General features: G+C 63.5%; 16 protein-coding genes. 2 read left to right on the top strand and 14 right to left on the bottom strand.

Annotation, left to right across the window (positions count from 1 at the left end; translation table 11 throughout):
* Positions 1 to 26: 26 nt before the first annotated feature.
* The gene (locus BOO69_RS06740) at positions 27 to 1,532 is read left to right on the top strand and encodes a DEAD/DEAH box helicase (RefSeq protein WP_071971447.1); all 1,506 of its coding nucleotides are present in this window, start codon (positions 27 to 29) and stop codon (positions 1,530 to 1,532) included.
* A 101-nt stretch (positions 1,533 to 1,633) separates the two neighbouring features.
* Positions 1,634 to 2,305, top strand: coding sequence for a hypothetical protein (locus BOO69_RS06735; RefSeq protein WP_156874877.1), 672 nt, complete (start codon positions 1,634 to 1,636; stop codon positions 2,303 to 2,305).
* Between the two features lie 7 nt (positions 2,306 to 2,312).
* Here BOO69_RS06735 and BOO69_RS06730 read toward each other — a convergent pair whose 3' ends face one another.
* From BOO69_RS06730 to BOO69_RS06665, 14 genes are all read right to left on the bottom strand, one after another.
* Positions 2,313 to 3,980, bottom strand: coding sequence for a ribonuclease J (locus tag BOO69_RS06730; protein WP_071971443.1), 1,668 nt, complete (start codon positions 3,978 to 3,980; stop codon positions 2,313 to 2,315).
* A gap of 1 nt (position 3,981) precedes the next feature.
* Positions 3,982 to 4,758, bottom strand: a complete 777-nt coding sequence (locus tag BOO69_RS06725) for a type III pantothenate kinase (RefSeq protein WP_071971441.1) — start codon at positions 4,756 to 4,758, stop codon at positions 3,982 to 3,984.
* 16 nt (positions 4,759 to 4,774) lie between these two features.
* Positions 4,775 to 5,506 carry a biotin--[acetyl-CoA-carboxylase] ligase gene (locus tag BOO69_RS06720; RefSeq protein ID WP_071971439.1) on the bottom strand — a complete coding sequence of 244 codons (732 nt, stop codon included), beginning with the start codon at positions 5,504 to 5,506 and terminating at the stop codon, positions 4,775 to 4,777.
* Between the two features lie 54 nt (positions 5,507 to 5,560).
* Entirely contained in the window at positions 5,561 to 7,003 is a 1,443-nt protein-coding gene (gene nuoN / locus BOO69_RS06715) for an NADH-quinone oxidoreductase subunit NuoN (protein WP_071971437.1), read from the bottom strand.
* A 13-nt stretch (positions 7,004 to 7,016) separates the two neighbouring features.
* Complete coding sequence (locus BOO69_RS06710) at positions 7,017 to 8,579, bottom strand: NADH-quinone oxidoreductase subunit M (protein WP_071971435.1); 1,563 nt, start codon at positions 8,577 to 8,579, stop codon at positions 7,017 to 7,019.
* Positions 8,579 to 10,705 (bottom strand): NADH-quinone oxidoreductase subunit L, encoded by a 2,127-nt coding sequence (gene nuoL, locus BOO69_RS06705; RefSeq protein WP_071971433.1) that lies wholly within the window; start codon positions 10,703 to 10,705, stop codon positions 8,579 to 8,581. The genes BOO69_RS06710 and nuoL overlap by 1 nt, the downstream gene beginning before the upstream one ends.
* Positions 10,706 to 10,710: 5 nt before the next feature.
* The gene (gene nuoK, locus BOO69_RS06700; RefSeq protein ID WP_071971431.1) at positions 10,711 to 11,016 is read right to left on the bottom strand and encodes an NADH-quinone oxidoreductase subunit NuoK; all 306 of its coding nucleotides are present in this window, start codon (positions 11,014 to 11,016) and stop codon (positions 10,711 to 10,713) included.
* A gap of 238 nt (positions 11,017 to 11,254) precedes the next feature.
* Positions 11,255 to 11,857 (bottom strand): NADH-quinone oxidoreductase subunit J, encoded by a 603-nt coding sequence (locus tag BOO69_RS06695; protein WP_071971429.1) that lies wholly within the window; start codon positions 11,855 to 11,857, stop codon positions 11,255 to 11,257.
* Positions 11,854 to 12,255 (bottom strand): carboxymuconolactone decarboxylase family protein, encoded by a 402-nt coding sequence (locus tag BOO69_RS06690; protein WP_071971427.1) that lies wholly within the window; start codon positions 12,253 to 12,255, stop codon positions 11,854 to 11,856. The genes BOO69_RS06695 and BOO69_RS06690 overlap by 4 nt, the downstream gene beginning before the upstream one ends.
* A complete protein-coding gene (gene nuoI, locus BOO69_RS06685; RefSeq protein ID WP_071971425.1) occupies positions 12,252 to 12,746 on the bottom strand; it encodes an NADH-quinone oxidoreductase subunit NuoI in 495 nt (164 codons plus the stop codon). Before nuoI ends, BOO69_RS06690 begins: the two co-directional genes overlap by 4 nt.
* A 1-nt stretch (position 12,747) precedes the next feature.
* The gene (gene nuoH, locus BOO69_RS06680) at positions 12,748 to 13,788 is read right to left on the bottom strand and encodes an NADH-quinone oxidoreductase subunit NuoH (RefSeq protein WP_071971423.1); all 1,041 of its coding nucleotides are present in this window, start codon (positions 13,786 to 13,788) and stop codon (positions 12,748 to 12,750) included.
* Between the two features lie 6 nt (positions 13,789 to 13,794).
* The gene (locus tag BOO69_RS06675) at positions 13,795 to 14,151 is read right to left on the bottom strand and encodes a hypothetical protein (RefSeq protein ID WP_071971420.1); all 357 of its coding nucleotides are present in this window, start codon (positions 14,149 to 14,151) and stop codon (positions 13,795 to 13,797) included.
* Positions 14,152 to 14,174: 23 nt separating this feature from the next.
* The gene (nuoG, locus tag BOO69_RS06670) at positions 14,175 to 16,190 is read right to left on the bottom strand and encodes an NADH-quinone oxidoreductase subunit NuoG (protein WP_071971419.1); all 2,016 of its coding nucleotides are present in this window, start codon (positions 16,188 to 16,190) and stop codon (positions 14,175 to 14,177) included.
* Between the two features lie 4 nt (positions 16,191 to 16,194).
* The gene (locus BOO69_RS06665) at positions 16,195 to 16,596 is read right to left on the bottom strand and encodes a DUF5333 domain-containing protein (protein ID WP_071971417.1); all 402 of its coding nucleotides are present in this window, start codon (positions 16,594 to 16,596) and stop codon (positions 16,195 to 16,197) included.
* Between the last annotated feature and the right edge of the window lie 14 nt (positions 16,597 to 16,610).

Below are 16,610 nucleotides of genomic sequence, written 5' to 3'. Positions count from 1 at the left end.
CAAGTGTCCGCGAAACACGGACATACATGACAAAATTTTCTGACCTGAACCTGAATCCCAAGGTCCTCAAGGCGATTGCCGAAGCGGGCTACGAAACCCCCACACCGATCCAGGCCGGCGCGATCCCCCCTGCGCTCGAAGGACGCGACGTTCTGGGTATCGCCCAGACGGGTACCGGCAAGACCGCCAGTTTCACGCTGCCGATGATCACCATGCTGGCCCGCGGCCGCGCACGCGCACGGATGCCGCGCAGCCTCGTGCTGTGCCCGACGCGGGAACTGGCCGCCCAGGTGGCGGAGAACTTCGACACCTACGCCCAGCACGCGAAGCTGACCAAGGCCCTGCTGATCGGCGGCGTCTCCTTCAAGGAACAGGATGCCGCGATCGACAAGGGTGTCGATGTGCTGATCGCCACGCCCGGTCGCCTTCTGGACCATTTCGAACGCGGCAAGCTGATCCTGAACGACGTCAAGGTCATGGTGGTGGACGAAGCCGACCGGATGCTCGACATGGGGTTCATTCCCGATATCGAACGCATCTTCGGCCTTGTTCCCTTTACCCGTCAGACGCTGTTTTTCTCGGCCACCATGGCGCCCGAGATCGAGCGGATCACGAACACCTTCCTCAGCAACCCGGCCCGCATCGAAGTGGCCCGGCAGGCCACCACCGGCGAGAACATCACGCAGGGCGTGGTCATGTTCAAGGCCTCCCGCAAGGATCGCGAGGGCACCGAAAAGCGTAACCTGCTGCGGGCCCTCATCGACGCCGAAGGCGAAAAATGCACCAACGCCATCATCTTCTGCAACCGGAAGATGGATGTCGACGTCGTCGCGAAGTCGCTGAAGAAATACGGCTACGACGCCGCGCCGATCCACGGCGATCTGGACCAGAGCCAGCGCACGCGGACATTGGACGGCTTCCGCGCCGGCGATCTGCGCTTCCTCGTCGCCTCTGACGTTGCGGCGCGCGGGCTGGACGTGCCGTCGGTCAGCCATGTCTTCAACTTCGACGTGCCCAGCCACGCCGAGGACTACGTGCACCGCATCGGTCGCACCGGCCGCGCCGGGCGCGACGGCAAGGCGATCATGATCTGCAACCCGCGCGACGAGAAGAACCTCGCCGATGTGGAGCGGCTTGTCGAACGGGAGATTCCCCGCATGGACAACCCGCTCGGCACCGCCTCGGCATCCGAAAGCGACAAGGACGGCGGCGAAAAATCCGGCGCCGACAAGACCGACAAGCCGAAGAAATCCCGCTCGCGCAGCCGCAAGCCAAAGCAGGACACCGCAAAGCCGGACACCGCAAAGCCGGAGACCGAGGCAAAAACCGACGTCGCCGCGAAGGCCGACGACAAGCCGAAGGAAAGCGTCGCAGACACGAAAAGCGATACCTCCGGCCCCAAGGACGATCAGGACAAGGGCAGCAAGTCGCGCAGCCGGAGCCAGAACAGCCGCGGCAACGACAAGCGTGTCGTGGGCCTGGGCGATCACACGCCCGATTTCATCGGACTGAGTTTCGAAGACCGCGAATGACGGCGGACTGCTGATCGGCAGAAAGCAGCGCGCGGTCGCGTCACCGCATGGCCGCGCGCGCGACGGAGCATTATGATGGGCCGGCAGTCGATGAGGCCCCCATGTTCCGCAGTTTCCTGATCCTTCTTTTCATGCTTGTCGCATCCACCGCCACGGCGGAACGATGCCGCGCCTTCGTCAACGGCAGCGAGGTGGTCATAGAGGCGGAAAACTTCGCCACCTTCGCCGACGAGGTCAAAACCCGGGAAAAACTGTTGAACTGGCCCTCGGCCAAGTGGAACAGGGCGTGGGGCAGCCCGCCCGCCTGCCTGAGCGGTGTGCTGTACGATTACCTTGCCACCACCGTTCCGGACAACCAGATCGACGGCTACTGCCTGACCCGTGACGCCGAGACCGGGTATTTCCTCGTGCCGGGAGAACGCAATTTCCGCGGCCTGTGCCGGACGACCGTCTGCGAACGTGTCAACACGACCAAGGCCGAAACGGTTGCCGTCAGCAAATCCATCGCCAGTTCCGCGGTCGCGGCCGTCACCGACCCTTCGGCGGCGGTCGCGGTCGCGCACAAATCGGGCGCCATGATCCTGTCAGGCAGCGCCAGCACGCTGATTGCGAATGTGGGCAACACCAGTTCGGCCGTCGTCACGGCACTTTCCACGCCTGCGGCCCTTGCTGCCGTGGGCGTGTCCGTTCTGGCAGTGGGCGGCGCCGTCTACATGTGCAGTGGCGACGAACCTGTCGCCTCCGACCCGGCCGAAGCCGCGCCGGAGGAGTGATCGGGCGTCAGCTCAGCCGGCTGACCACCACTGTCACTTCGGGCTTCTTGCCGATCTCGTCCTGCGCCGACTGCCGGGCAGTGCGTTTCAGGCCTTCGTTCAGCTTGTCGTCGTCCCGCAGGGTCGCAGCCTTGGACCGGCCCAGGAACTGCGCGAGGTCAGCCTCGATGATCTCGGCAAGGGGCGCATTCGACCGCCCGGTTTCCGGCAACCCCATCATGTCGACCCATGGATCGCCCAGCGGCTCGTCGTCTTCGTCGAGGATCACGGTGATCGTGACGTGGCCGTTCAGGGCCATGCGGATGCGGTCGCGAACCACCCCGTCGAGCGCCCCGATCTGAACCGACCCGTCGAGATAGGTGCGGCCCGTCTCGACATACTCGGCCACGGTCGGCTTGTTGCCCGACAGATCGATCATCATCCCGTTGACCGCGAGAACACCGGTGATCCCCTTGCCCTCGGCGATCTTGACGTGTTCGCGCAGGTGGCGGTGTTCGCCGTGCATCGGGATCAGCACCTGCGGCTTGACCACGTCATGCAGGGTTTCGAGGTCGGGACGGTTGGCGTGGCCCGACACGTGGTAAAGGCCGGAACTGTCGTCGACGACATCGACCCCAAGTTCGGAGAACTGGTTGACGATGCGGATGACACCGCGCTCGTTGCCCGGGATGGTCTTGGCCGAGAACAGGAACATGTCCCCTTCCTTCATCTCGATCCCCTGGTACTTGCCCCGTGCCAGCTGCGCCGATGCGGCGCGGCGTTCGCCTTGGCTTCCGGTGACCAGAAGAAGCAGGTTCTCGCGGGGGATACCGCGGGCATCTTCGGGGCTGACGACCGGGGGGAAATCGTCCATCACGCCGGTCTCGAGCGCGGCCTCTACCATGCGTTTCATCGCACGGCCCAGCAACACGATCGACCGCCCCGCCTTTTCCCCCGCCGTGGCGAGGGTCTTTACCCGCGCGACATTGGACGCAAAGGTGGTCGCCACAACCATGCCCGAGGCGCTTTCGATCAGCTTCTCGATATCGGGGCCCAGGGTCCCTTCGGATCGCCCCGGCAGCGGCGAGAACACGTTCGTGCTGTCGCAGACCAGCGCCTTGACCCCGTCCTTGCACACATCGGCCCAGAGCGCGGGGTCGAAGGGTTCTCCGACGCCCGGTGTCAGATCGATCTTGAAGTCGCCGGAGTGGATGAGCCGGCCTTCGGGGGTGTCGATCACCAGGGCGGAGGATTCAGGTATCGAATGCGAAATCGGCAGGAAGCCGACCTTGAACGGCCCCGCCCCCTGCTGGTGCGGCCATGCGCCCACGGTCTGCACCGCGTCGTCGGGGTGACCATGCTCGGCCATCTTGCGCCGCGCGATATTGGCCGTGAAATTTCGGGCATAGACCGGCGCCTGCAGCGCCTCGTAGGTGTGGGCGACGGCGCCCACGTGGTCCTCGTGCGCATGGGTGACGAAAATCGCCTCGATCCGGTCGCGCCGTTCCTTCAGCCACTGGATGTCGGGAAGGATCAGGTCCACCCCGGGGCTGCTGTCCATGTCCGGAAAGGCCACGCCCATGTCGACGACGATCAGCCGCTCCTTGCCGGGTTTCCCGTAGCCATACACGTAGGCGTTCATGCCGATTTCACCCGCCCCGCCGAGGGGAAGGTAGATCAATCTGTCGCTGCTCATATTATTCAGCTTTGTCCTTATTATACTTATGAATCACGGTCAGGCCGTGCATCGTGAGGTCATCTTCAATGACGTCGAAAAGGTCTTCGGTCTGGGCAAACAGCGGGGCCAGCCCGCCGGTCGCGATGATTTTCATGTTCTGGTCCCGCTCGGCCTTGATCCGGGCACATATTTCCTTGACCAGGCCAACATAGCCCCAGAACACACCGGACTGCATGCAGGCGACCGTGTTGGTGCCTACTACACGCTGTGGTTTGGTAATGTCCACATGCGGCAGCGCCGCTGCTGCCATATGTAGGGCTTCGAGGCTGAGATTCACCCCCGGCGCGATCACCCCGCCCACATAGGCACCATCGTGGCCCGCCACGTCGAATGTCGTGGCGGTGCCGAAGTCCACCACGATCAGGTTGCCACCGTGCCGGTCGAAGGCCCCCGCGGTATTGACCAGTCGGTCCGGCCCCACGATCGTGCCCTGATCCACGCGCGGCTGGCCGGGCAGCAGGCAATCGGGCTTGCCGACCACGAGCGGGCGGCACCCGAAGTACTGGTCGCAAAAGACACGCAGGTTGAAGACGACGCGCGGCACAGTCGAGGAAATCACCGCCTCCGTGATGTCGGGCTCGATCCGGTGATGCTTCAGAAGGGTCGAGAACCACGTGAAATAGGCGTCGGCCGTGCGTGCGTGATGCGTGGATGTGCGGAAGGTGCACAGCGCGGTGTCGTCGTCATAGACGGAAAAGACCGTGTTGGTGTTTCCGCAGTCTATCGCCAAGAGCATGCCCGGCCCCCTTCGTTCAGAAAAATACGTCAGCCGCCGCAATGGGCACCCGGCCCGCTTCGGTCCCGAGTATCAGGTTACCCTGATCGTCCACATCCTCAAAGACACCACGCGTCTCGTGGCGGGCGGTACGGGCGCGGATGACCTCGCCCCGGCGCGCGGCATGGGCCATCCATGCGGTGCGGATGGGCTCGAACCCGTATGTCGAAAAGCGGTCTTCCAGCACCGCGTATTCCGATGCGAGCACGTCCAGAAACACCTCCGGTGCCACGTCGATTCCCAGTTCCGCCGCGATGCTGACCGGGGTCACCGCACCGGCTTCGACTTCGGCGGCGGCCGGCGCATTGGCGAGGTTCACACCGATCCCGATCAACAGGGTCGACCCGCTCGCTTCCAGCAGGATCCCCGCCACTTTTCCCCCGTTCAGCAGGACGTCGTTCGGCCATTTCAGGGCAAAGCTCCCGGGCAGGCCCGTCACTTCCTCGAAAGCGCGGTAGAGGGCGAGCGACGAGACGAAAGACCGAAGCGCCGCCCGTGCGGGCGGCTCGGAACACGGCAGGATCAGGGTGGCCGCGAAATTGCCGCGCGGCGTGGACCAGGACCGGCCCCGCCTGCCCCGCGCCGCCGTCTGTTCCAAGGCGAGTATCCACTCGGCCGACGCGCCTGCCGACAGGCGGCGTGCCGCCTCGGCCAAGGTCGAATCGACGGAGTCGAGAACGTGCCGGTTGTATCCGTCTGGCCAGGCCATCAGACCGTCCCGGCGATCGGCCGCCCGCCTGCCCCCCGAAGCGGTGCTTTCAGGTCAGTTGACAAGCGCCCCTGCGGCCGCCGCCGCCGCCCCCTCGACACCGAACATGTTGATGATCCCGAGCACCATGATCAGCGCCGAAGCCATCAGGAAGCCCGACAGCACCCCGCTGCCCGAACGGTCCAGCGGGTCGGTCTGTTCGGATCCGAAATACATGAAGAACACGATCCGGAGATAGTAGTAGGCACCGATCACCGACGCGATCACGCCCGCGACCGCCAGCCAGACCAGCCCCGCGTCATAGGCCGCGCGCAGCACGTAAAGCTTGCCGAAGAAGCCCAGCATCGGCGGCACACCGGCGAGCGAGAAGAGCAGCACCAGCATGGCCAGCGCCCGGCCCGGATTGACCTTGGAGTACATGTTGAGAGAGGCGATGTCGGTCACCGGCGCGCCGTCGCGGCTCATCAGGAGGATGAAGGCGAAGGTGCCGACGTTCATGGTGACGTAGATCGCCATGTAGACCAGCATGGCCTGAACACCGAGGGCCGTACCGGCGGCAAGGCCCATGAGCGCGTAGCCCATGTGGGCGATGGAGGAGAAGGCCATCAGGCGCTTGATGTTGGTCTGGCCGATGGCGGCGATGGCCCCCAGGAACATGGACAGGACCGACAGCAGCGCGACGATCTGGCTCCAGTCCCCGACAGCGTTGCCGAAGGCGTCATGCAGCACGCGGGCGAAAAGCCCCATGGCCGCAACCTTGGGCGCGGTGGCGAAGAACGCGGTAACCGGCGTCGGCGACCCTTCGTAGACGTCCGGCGTCCACATGTGGAATGGCACGGCGGACACCTTGAAGCCCATGCCGGCGATCAGGAAGACGATGCCGAAGAGCATTCCGACGGAGGTCTCGCCGGATTGCACCGTCTGGATGATGCCGGAGAACATCGTGGTACCGGCATAGCCGTACACCAGCGACGCGCCGTAAAGCAGCAGGCCCGAGCTGAGCGCGCCGAGCACGAAGTACTTGAGCCCCGCCTCCGTCGACCGCACCGAATCCCGACGCAGCGAGGCCACGACGTAGAGCGCCAGCGATTGCAGTTCCAGCCCCATGTACAGCGCCATGAGGTCACCGGCACTGACCATCATCATCATGCCGACAACGGAGAGCGCGACGAGCATCGGGTACTCGAACCGGAGCAGGCCGCGCGCCTTCATGTAGCCTTCGGACATGACCAGCACCGCCGCGGCGCTCAGCAGGAGCGTCACCTTGGCGAACCGGGCAAAGCTGTCCTCGATGAACATGCCGCCAAAGGCGATGCGTGTGCCCTCTCCGGTAAAGCCGATCCATGCCGCAAGCACGACAAAGACGATCGCGGTCAGCCAGACCAGCAGGCCGCCCACCCTGTCCTTGGTGGTGTAGACCGCCACCAGAAGGCCCAGGATGGCAAAGCACGACAGCAGGATTTCGGGCAGGATGATGTTCAGATCAGCGGAAATCATCGCGTCGGTCCTTTTAGTTCGACACTTCGGCGGTCTGGACGGCGGTCCCTGCCGCCTCCAGCGCGAGGTCATAATTTTCAACAAGCGCGGCGACGGAAGGCCCGATCATGTCCAGCACAAGGGACGGGTAGACCCCGAGCAGGAGCGTCATCACGACGAGAGGCGCGAAGATCCACTTCTCCCGTGCGGTCATGTCGGTGATCGACCGCAGGCTTTCCTTGATCAGGTCGCCCATCACCACCCGGCGGTACAGCCAGAGCGCGTAGGCTGCCGAGAAGATCACGCCGGTTGTCGCCACCGCGGCAACCCAGGTGTTCACCTGGAACGTGCCCATCAAGGTCAGGAATTCGCCCACGAAACCCGATGTGCCAGGCAGGCCCACGTTCGCCATCGTGAACAGCATGAAGATCAGCGCATAGGCCGGCATCCGGTTCACCAGACCCCCGTAGGCGTCGATCTCGCGGGTGTGCATCCGGTCGTAGATCACGCCGACGCAGAGGAACAGCGCGCCCGAGATGAAGCCGTGGCTGACCATCTGGAAGATCGCCCCGTCAACGCCCTGCTGGTTCGCGGCGAAAATGCCCATTGTGACAAAGCCCATGTGCGCGACCGACGAATAGGCGATCAGCTTTTTCATGTCTTCCTGAACAAGCGCGACCAGCGAGGTATAGACGATGGCAATGGCGCTCATCCACAGCACCAGCGGTGTCAGCACCTCCGACCCTACCGGGAACATCGGCAGCGAAAACCGCAGGAAGCCGTATCCACCCATCTTGAGCAGGATCGCCGCCAGCACCACGGAGCCGGCCGTGGGCGCCTGAACGTGCGCGTCGGGCAACCACGTGTGCACCGGCCACATCGGCATCTTGACAGCGAAGCTGGCAAAGAAGGCGATGAACATCAGGGTCTGCATCCCGCCGATCACCTGGACGCCCAGCACGCTGAAGGTGTCGGAGGCGAAGGTATGGTTCAGCAGGCTCACGTCGCAGGCCCCGATGCATGTGGTGCCGGCGTCGGTGTACATCGCCACCATCGCCACCAGCATCAGAACCGAGCCGAGGAAGGTGTACAAAAAGAACTTGAAGCTGGCATAGATCCGGTTGGCCCCGCCCCAGATCCCGATGATCAGGAACATCGGGATCAGCCCCGCCTCGAAGAAGAGGTAGAACAGGATCAGGTCCAGCGCCATGAAGACACCCAGCATCAGGGTCTCGAGCACGAGGAAGGCGATCATGTATTCCTTGACCCGTGTTTCGACGTTCCAGCTTGCCGCGATGACCAGCGGCATCATGAAGGTGGTCAGCATCACGAACAGGACCGAGATGCCGTCGACCCCCAGCCGGTAGGTCATGCCAAGCAGCCATTCCGACTCCTCGACGAACTGGAAGCCTGTGTTGGCGGGATCGAACTCGAACAGGACGAACAGCGATATGACGAAGGTCACCGAGGTGGTGATCATCGCCAGCCACTTGGCGTTGCGGGCCGCGGCCGCGTCGTCGCCCCGCAGGAACACCGCCAGGACAAGCGCCGCAAAGGCCGGCAGGAAGGTGATGATGGAAAGAAGATGCGTGTCCATCAGTGGGACCCTCCGGTCATCGTCATCCATGTGACCAGAACCGCGATCCCGATCACCATGGCAAAGGCATAGGTAAAGATGTAACCCGACTGCGCCCGACCGGCGAGCCGTGTGAGCCAGGGGACAAAGCCCATCGCGACACCGTTCAGGGTGCCGTCGATCACGCTGCCATCCCCGCGCTTCCACAGGAAGCGGCCAAGGGCCTTGGCGGGACGGACAAAGATCGCGTCATAGATCTCGTCGAAGTACCACTTGTTCAGCAGGAACTGGTAGAGCGGCTGCTGGTTCGCGGCCAGACGACCGGGCAGCGCGGGGTTCCAGATGTAGAACCACAGCGCCATCAGCAGGCCGAGAAGCATCGCGATGAACGGACTGACCTTGACCCAGACCGGCGCCTCGTGCGCGGCCTCGAGCACGTGGTTGTCGGGCCCGAAGTACAGCGCCCCTTCGCCCGGCGCGCCACCAAAGGCATAGTGGTGTTCCGCGCCCTGCTCTCCTTCGATCACGGCGCCGGCGCCATGGTCGCCATCGACCGGTCCGGTTACGCCGCTGTCTTCCGCGCCTTCGGCGTGGTCGTCACCCTGTGCGGCGGCCTCTGCCAGCGGGATGTCGTAGAATTCGGCCACCTCGTCGGCGTGCCCGAAGAAGCTGCCGTACCACAGCATCCCCGAGAAGACCGCCCCCAGCGCCAGCACACCCAGCGGGACCAGCATGACCATGGGGCTTTCGTGCGCATGATCGTGCGTGTGCTTGTCCCCGCGCGGCTTGCCGTGGAAGGTCAGGAAGATCAGCCTCCAGCTGTAGAAGCTGGTCATCGCCGCGGCGACCACGAGCAGCCAGAAGCCGTACATCGAACCGCCACCCCAGGCACTTTCGATGATCGCGTCCTTGGACAGGAAGCCCGCGAAGCCGATGTGGGTAAGCGGGATGCCGACACCAGTGATCGCCAGCGTCCCGATCATCATGGCGGCGTAGGTATAGGGGATCTTCTTGCGCAGGCCGCCGTAGTTGTTCATGTCCTGCTCGTGGTGCATGGCATGGATCACCGACCCCGCCCCAAGGAACAGCATCGCCTTGAAGAAGGCGTGCGTGAACAGGTGGAACATCGCGGCCGAATACATGCCCACACCGGCGGCCACGAACATGTAGCCGAGCTGCGAACAGGTCGAATAGGCGATCACGCGCTTGATGTCGGTCTGCACGAGGCCCACGGTTGCGGCGAAGAAAGCCGTCGTCGCGCCGATCACGGTGACAAAGGTCATCGCCTGCGGGGCGAATTCCATCAGCGGCGACATCCGGCAGACGAGGAAGACACCCGCCGTCACCATCGTCGCGGCGTGGATCAGCGCCGACACCGGGGTCGGGCCTTCCATGGCGTCAGGAAGCCACGTGTGCAGGAACAGTTGTGCCGACTTGCCCATCGCGCCGATGAACAGCAGGAAGGCAATCAGGTTCGCGGCGTTCCAGTTGGTCCAGAGGAAGCCGATGGTCTGATCCGCGAGGTCGGGTGCTGCGGCAAAGATATCGTCGAAGCGTATGCTGTCCGTCATCAGGAACAGGGCGAAAATGCCGAGCGCAAAGCCGAAGTCACCCACCCGGTTCACCACGAACGCCTTGATCGCCGCGGCATTGGCGCTGGGTTTGCGATAGTAGAAGCCGATCAGCAGGTAGGACGCGACGCCAACCCCTTCCCAGCCGAAGAACATCTGCACGAGGTTGTCGGAGGTCACCAGCATCAGCATCGCGAAGGTGAAGAACGACAGGTAGGCAAAGAACCGGGCGCGGTATTGCTCGGTATCCCTGAAGTTCTCGTCATGCGCCATGTAGCCGAAGGAATACAGGTGCACGAGGCTGGACACGGTTGTGACCACGATCAGCATGATGGCCGTCAGCCGGTCCAGCCGGATCGACCAGTCGGTGGTCAGGCTGCCGGAATCGATGAACCGCATGATCGCGATATGCTCGGTCGGGCCTTCGAAACCCAGAAAGACGATCCAGGACAGGATGGCGGACAGGAACAGAAGCCCGGTGGCCGTCCACTGCGCGGCGGGCTGGCCGATGATCTTCCAGCCAAAGCCGCAGATGAGCGAACCGACGAGCGGAGCGAAAAGGAGAACGGTTTCCATGATCCTCAGCCCTTCATCATGTTGACGTCTTCGACCGCGATCGTCCCGCGATTGCGGAAGAAGCACACAAGGATCGCGAGACCGATCGCCGCTTCGGCCGCCGCGACCGTGAGCACGAAGAGCGTGTAGACCTGCCCGACGAGGTCACCGAGGAAGCTCGAGAAAGCGACGAAGTTGATGTTCACCGCCAGCAGCATGAGCTCGATGCTCATCAGCAGGATGATCACGTTCTTGCGGTTCAGGAATAGCCCGAAGATGCCGATGACGAACAGCGTCGCCGCCACCGTCAGGTAATGTTCAAGTCCGATCATGTCGTCCCTCGTCTCGCGCCCTGTTGCCGGGCTTCTAGTCTTTCACGGTCCCGAGTTCCACCGGGAACCCGCCGCTCAGCCGATAAATCCGTAGCCGCCGATCGCGACGATCAGGACGATTATCAGCACCACGATTGTGTTTCTGGACATTGCTATCCGCCTATCCGTCAAAAGTATCCGTTGGCCACAAGGACGCCGACCACGATGGCTGTCGCCACCGCGATGGCGACGCCCGGTTTCAAAGCCCCTGCCCCGGTTTCACATCCCGCAGTTCCATCGCCTTGGCCGGGTCGCGCATCATCTGGGCAACCACGTCCTGCCGCTTGACGTCGGTGCGATGGCGCAGCGTCAGAACGATCGCGCCGATCATGGCGACCAGCAGGATCAGGCCCGCAAGCTGGAACAGCAGGAAGTACTGATCGTAAAGGATGAGCCCCAGCGCCTCGGTGTTGTAGAGATCCGGGTTGGTCACCTGCGTGCGCAGACCCTCGGCGGCCTCGTTGCTTTCCCAGACACCGAAGGCCATGACGAACTGCATCAGGATGACCAGCCCGATCAGCAGCGCGAGCGGCATGTACTTGGCCATCTCCGCCTTGAGCTGCGCAAAGTCGACATCCAGCATCATCACGACGAACAGGAACAGCACCGCGACCGCGCCGACGTAGACGATGATCAACAGCATCGCGACGAACTCAGCCCCCAGAAGGACGAAGAGACCGGCGGAACTGAGAAACGCGAGGATCAGCCAGAGCACGGAATGCACGGGATTGCGGCTGACGACGGTGAAAAGCCCGCCGGCGATCACGCAGATTGCAAACAGATAGAATGAAAAGACAGTCATTCCTTTTCCTCTTTTTCGTCCCAGACCTGCCCGGCCAGTTCCAGCGCGCGGCTCATGGCGGGCACGCCGGCGAATACCGACATCTGGCCAATCGTCTCGGTGATGTGTTGCTTGGTCGCGCCGGCCTCCAGCGCGTGGCGGACGGTCTGGCGTACCGCCACGTCGTTCTGCGCCCCTTGCATCGTCAGCCCGGCGAGCGTCAGGAGCAGCCGCGTACGCGCGTCCAGTCCACCCTCGTTAATGGTGTTGCCGAACATCATTTCCATCATGTCCTTCGGCATCGTCCCCATCATCGCCTCGAAGACCTTGGGCGAAAACGCATCCATCGCCGGAAAGGACTTCGCCATCTCCTGGGCCTGGCGCATCATCGCCTCGAAGGGGTTGGTGGGGTCACTCATCTGTAGGGCGCGTCCAGCTCGAGGTTGCGGGCGATCTCGGCTTCCCAACGCTCGCCGTTGGCAAGAAGCTTCGCCTTGTCGTAGTACAGCTCCTCGCGCGTTTCCGTGCTGAATTCGAAATTCGGACCCTCGACGATGGCGTCCACAGGGCAGGCTTCCTGGCAGAAGCCGCAGTAGATGCACTTCGTCATGTCGATATCGTAACGCGTGGTGCGACGGCTGCCGTCCTCGCGCGGTTCGGCGTCGATCGTGATGGCCTGCGCGGGGCAGATCGCCTCGCACAGCTTGCAGGCAATGCACCGTTCCTCGCCATTGGGATAGCGGCGCAGGGCGTGCTCGCCCCGGAAACGCGGGGACAGCGGGCCTTTCTCGTGCGGATAGTTGACCGTCGCCTTGGGCCGGAACATCTGCTTGAACCCAAGAGCGAACCCCTTGGCGAAATCCTGCAGCAAGAAGTACTTGGCAGCGCGGGAATAGTCGATTTGTGTCATGTCAGCCTCCTACGGGCCAGCGGGCGTAGATGCCCCAGAACCATTCGAATTTTGCCGCGAACGCAACGAACACCACCCAGAACAGGGAGAACGGGAGGAACACCTTCCAGCCAAGGCGCATCAGCTGATCGTAGCGGTAGCGCGGGGTGATTGCCTTGACCATGGAGAACATGAAGAACACCAGCAGCATCTTCAGGAACATCCACAGGAACCCGTCCGGCAGGAACGGGATGGGCGACAGCCAGCCGCCGAGGAACAGCAGCGACACCAGCGCGCACATCAGCACGACGGCGACCAGTTCACCGATCATGAACAGCAGGAACGGGGTCGATGAATACTCGACCTGATAGCCCGCAACCAGTTCCGATTCAGCTTCCGGAAGGTCGAACGGCGGGCGGTTCGTCTCGGCCAGGGCCGAGATGAAGAAAAGGATCAGCATCGGGAAGTGCGGCAGGAAATACCAGTTGAAGATGCCTCCGGCCCCTTCCTGCGCCGCGACGATGGCCGAGAAGTTCATCGACCCGGTCGAGATGATGACCCCGATGATGATGAGACCGATCGACACCTCGTAGGAGATCATCTGCGCGGCGGAGCGCAGCGAGCCGAGAAACGGATATTTCGAGTTCGACGCCCAGCCGCCCATGATGACGCCGTAGACCTCGAGCGAGGAAATGGCGAACACGTACAGGATCGCGACGTTGATGTCCGACAGCACCCAGCCGTCGTTGAACGGAATCACCGCCCAGGCAATCAGCGCCATCACGAGGCTGACCATCGGGGCGAGCAGGAACACCGCCCGGTCGGCACCAGCGGGAATCACCACTTCCTTGACCACGTATTTCAGAAGGTCGGCAAAGCTTTGCAGCAGGCCGAAGACGCCCACCACGTTGGGCCCGCGGCGCATCTGCACGGCGGCCCAGATCTTGCGGTCGGCGTACATCAGGAAAGCCAGGCAAAGCAGCAGCGGCAGCAGGATCAGAAGGACCTGTCCCGTGACCAGCAGCCCGATCCCCAACCCCGTGTTCGTAAAGAAGTCAGCCATTGTCCCTCACACCGTCGGTATGCCTTTTTCCACGCAGTTCTGCGTGGTCACTTCGGCATCGATTGTCTTTATGCCCCGTGGCAAGCTTGGCGAGATCGTATAAACAGCATCCGCCCGCCAGATGCCACCCTCTTGATCTACATTTGTGCGCACGTGACGCGCAAATCCGTAGCCCCGGATCAGGGTGTAACGCGCGGCGGCGCATTCCGCGTAATCCGCCACGTCCTGTGTGCTCAGGGCCTTGGTCATCGCCACGTTGAACTGCACCAGATCGCCGTCCAGCAACACCGTTTCCACCCCCTTGTATTCGGGGATGAAATCGGACGCCATGGGCACCTGCGGTTCGCAAGCGCCCACGACCATCACGGCGAGAACGGCAGGTATTTTCACTCCGCCGCCATGGGATTGGCCCGACGGGCCGCCGCATTGGCCGACAGCTCGGCCATCAGCTGGCTGGCCCGCGCGATCGGATTGGACAGGTAGAAGTCGGCAATCGCCGCCCCGAAAGGTGCGCTGTCGAACTCGCCTCGCTCAAGCGGCTGCCAGTCGTTCTCGGCCACCATGTCCACGTCACCCAGATGGGGCACCGCATCCACCAACGCCCGGCGCAGGGCCGCAAGGGAATCGAACGGCAGCGTCGCGTCCATCTCGGCACTCAGGGCGCGCAGGATGGCCCAGTTTTCCTTGGCCTGACCGGGGGCAAAGCTGGCGCGTTGCGCGACCTGCGGGCGGCCTTCGGTATTCACGAACAGGCCCGATTCCTCGGTATAGGCCGCACCCGGCAGGATGATGTCGGCGCGGTGCGCGCCCCGGTCGCCGTGGCTGCCCTGATAGATCACGAAGGGTCCGGCGGGGATGTCGCCCTCGTCCGCCCCGAGGTTGTAGATCACATCGGCCTTGAGCGCGTCGGCGATCCCGCCCTCGGCCGTGCAGCCGACATCCATCGCGCCGACGCGCGACGCGGCGGTGTGAAGGATCAGCAATTTGGCCTGCGATTTCTCCGCCACGGCCATCGCCTGCGCCAGAACCGCGTCGCCGTCGTCACGGGCAAGCGCGCCCTGCCCGACGATGACCAGCGACGGCCCGTCGGTGGCGGGATCGAAGCCGCTGTCGTCGAGCCCCGCGAAAGCATCCGGCCCGGTGCCCACGTGATGATAGTCATAGGTCAGATCGCCCGCCTCGCCGATCAGGCCGACATTCGCCCCCCGCGTCCACGCCTTGCGGATGCGCGCGTTCAGCACCGGCGCTTCGACCGCGGGGTTGGTGCCGACCAGAAGGATCGCCTTGGCCGTGTCGATATCCTCGATCGTCGCCGTTCCGACATAGGCCGAGCGGTTGCCCGCGGGCAGCTTGGCCCCGTCGGTGCGGCATTCGACGATACCGCCCTGCCCTTCGACAAGCTGTTTCAAGGCATAGGCCGCCTCGACCGACACCAGATCGCCGACCAGACCGGCGACCTTTTTGCCCTTCATCGCGGCGGCCGCCGCCGCCAGCGCCTCGGGCCACTCGGCTTTGCGCAGCTTGCCGTTCTCGCGAATATAGGGGGTATCCAGACGTTGACGGCGCAGGCCGTCCCAGACAAAGCGGGTCTTGTCCGAGATCCATTCCTCGTTCACGCCGTCATGGTTGCGCGGCAGGATCCGCATCACTTCGCGGCCCTTCGTATCCACCCGGATGTTCGATCCCAGTGCATCCATCACGTCGATGGATTCGGTCTTGGTCAGTTCCCAGGGACGCGCGGTAAAGGCGTAAGGTTTGCTGACCAGCGCGCCCACCGGGCAGAGGTCGATGATGTTGCCCTGCAGGTTGCTGTCCAGTGTCTCGCCAAGGTAGCTGGTGATCTCGGCATCCTCGCCGCGGCCGGTCTGCCCCATCTTGTGCACGCCCGCGACCTCGGTCGTGAAACGCACGCAGCGCGTGCAGGAGATGCAGCGCGTCATGTGCGTGCCCACCAGCGGCCCGAGATCGAGGTCTTCGGTCGCCCGCTTGGGTTCACGGTAGCGCGAGAAATCGACCCCGTAGGCCATCGCCTGATCCTGCAGGTCGCATTCGCCGCCCTGGTCGCAGATCGGACAGTCGAGCGGGTGGTTGATGAGCAGGAACTCCATCACCCCCTCGCGGGCCTTCTTCACCATCGGCGAATTCGTCTTGACCACCGGCGGCTGACCTTCCGGCCCCGGGCGCAGGTCCCTGACCTGCATCGCGCAGCTTGCCGCCGGCTTCGGCGGGCCGCCCACGACCTCCACCAGACACATGCGGCAGTTGCCGGCGATCGAAAGCCGCTCGTGATAGCAGAAACGCGGGATCTCGATCCCCGCTTGCTCGCACGCCTGGATGAGCGTCATCGCGCCATCGGTTTCGATTTCCTTGCCATCAATGATGATCTTGCGCAGGTCGCTCATAGGTTCACTTTGCTCTCAGTAACGAACCGATCCGGCTCTGTTTTTGAATCTCTTCGAGTCCGAGCGCACAATAGCTTTGCGGATCGGAAGTATCGACCCCCCTCGCCTTGAAAAACGCCCGCCCCCTGGCCTTCAGCCGCTCTTTTTCCGCATCGCTTTTGCGATAGGCGTCAATTTCGGCGTCGGTATAGCCGAGGTCGTTCGCCTGACCCTTCAGCCGCCACAGAAACGCGGTCGCCTTGATGAGCCGCGCCTCGATCGTGGGACAATGATCGCGGATGGCATCGGCGATGCCCACGTCCAGCAGGGCATCATCGATCGCCGCCACTTCGCGCAGCGGCGGCTTTGCGGATACGGGGGCGGCCAGCAGGCCGAGGCCCAACAGGGCGGTCATCATCAAACGCATAGTGTTCTCCTTTG

The sequence above is a fragment of the Sulfitobacter alexandrii genome, from assembly GCF_001886735.1.
In the GTDB taxonomy this organism is placed as follows: Bacteria; Pseudomonadota; Alphaproteobacteria; order Rhodobacterales; family Rhodobacteraceae; genus Sulfitobacter; species Sulfitobacter alexandrii.
Note: the sequence above shows the minus strand (reverse complement) of the source record. Positions and strands in the feature narration are given on the sequence as shown.

What these genes read in the sequence shown, in the direction of transcription:
- BOO69_RS06665 (WP_071971417.1), bottom strand. Translation starts at nt 16,596, where the DNA reads ATGCGTTTGATGATGACCGCCCTGTTGGGCCTCGGCCTGCTGGCCGCC.
- BOO69_RS06730 (WP_071971443.1), bottom strand. Translation starts at nt 3,980, where the DNA reads ATGAGCAGCGACAGATTGATCTACCTTCCCCTCGGCGGGGCGGGTGAA.
- nuoG (WP_071971419.1), bottom strand. Translation starts at nt 16,190, where the DNA reads ATGAGCGACCTGCGCAAGATCATCATTGATGGCAAGGAAATCGAAACC.
- BOO69_RS06690 (WP_071971427.1), bottom strand. Translation starts at nt 12,255, where the DNA reads ATGAGTGACCCCACCAACCCCTTCGAGGCGATGATGCGCCAGGCCCAG.
- BOO69_RS06720 (WP_071971439.1), bottom strand. Translation starts at nt 5,506, where the DNA reads ATGGCCTGGCCAGACGGATACAACCGGCACGTTCTCGACTCCGTCGAT.
- BOO69_RS06735 (WP_156874877.1), top strand. Translation starts at nt 1,634, where the DNA reads ATGTTCCGCAGTTTCCTGATCCTTCTTTTCATGCTTGTCGCATCCACC.
- nuoI (WP_071971425.1), bottom strand. Translation starts at nt 12,746, where the DNA reads ATGACACAAATCGACTATTCCCGCGCTGCCAAGTACTTCTTGCTGCAG.
- nuoN (WP_071971437.1), bottom strand. Translation starts at nt 7,003, where the DNA reads ATGATTTCCGCTGATCTGAACATCATCCTGCCCGAAATCCTGCTGTCG.
- nuoH (WP_071971423.1), bottom strand. Translation starts at nt 13,788, where the DNA reads ATGGCTGACTTCTTTACGAACACGGGGTTGGGGATCGGGCTGCTGGTC.
- BOO69_RS06725 (WP_071971441.1), bottom strand. Translation starts at nt 4,758, where the DNA reads ATGCTCTTGGCGATAGACTGCGGAAACACCAACACGGTCTTTTCCGTC.
- BOO69_RS06710 (WP_071971435.1), bottom strand. Translation starts at nt 8,579, where the DNA reads ATGGACACGCATCTTCTTTCCATCATCACCTTCCTGCCGGCCTTTGCG.
- BOO69_RS06675 (WP_071971420.1), bottom strand. Translation starts at nt 14,151, where the DNA reads ATGGTCGTGGGCGCTTGCGAACCGCAGGTGCCCATGGCGTCCGATTTC.
- nuoL (WP_071971433.1), bottom strand. Translation starts at nt 10,705, where the DNA reads ATGGAAACCGTTCTCCTTTTCGCTCCGCTCGTCGGTTCGCTCATCTGC.
- nuoK (WP_071971431.1), bottom strand. Translation starts at nt 11,016, where the DNA reads ATGATCGGACTTGAACATTACCTGACGGTGGCGGCGACGCTGTTCGTC.
- BOO69_RS06695 (WP_071971429.1), bottom strand. Translation starts at nt 11,857, where the DNA reads ATGACTGTCTTTTCATTCTATCTGTTTGCAATCTGCGTGATCGCCGGC.
- BOO69_RS06740 (WP_071971447.1), top strand. Translation starts at nt 27, where the DNA reads ATGACAAAATTTTCTGACCTGAACCTGAATCCCAAGGTCCTCAAGGCG.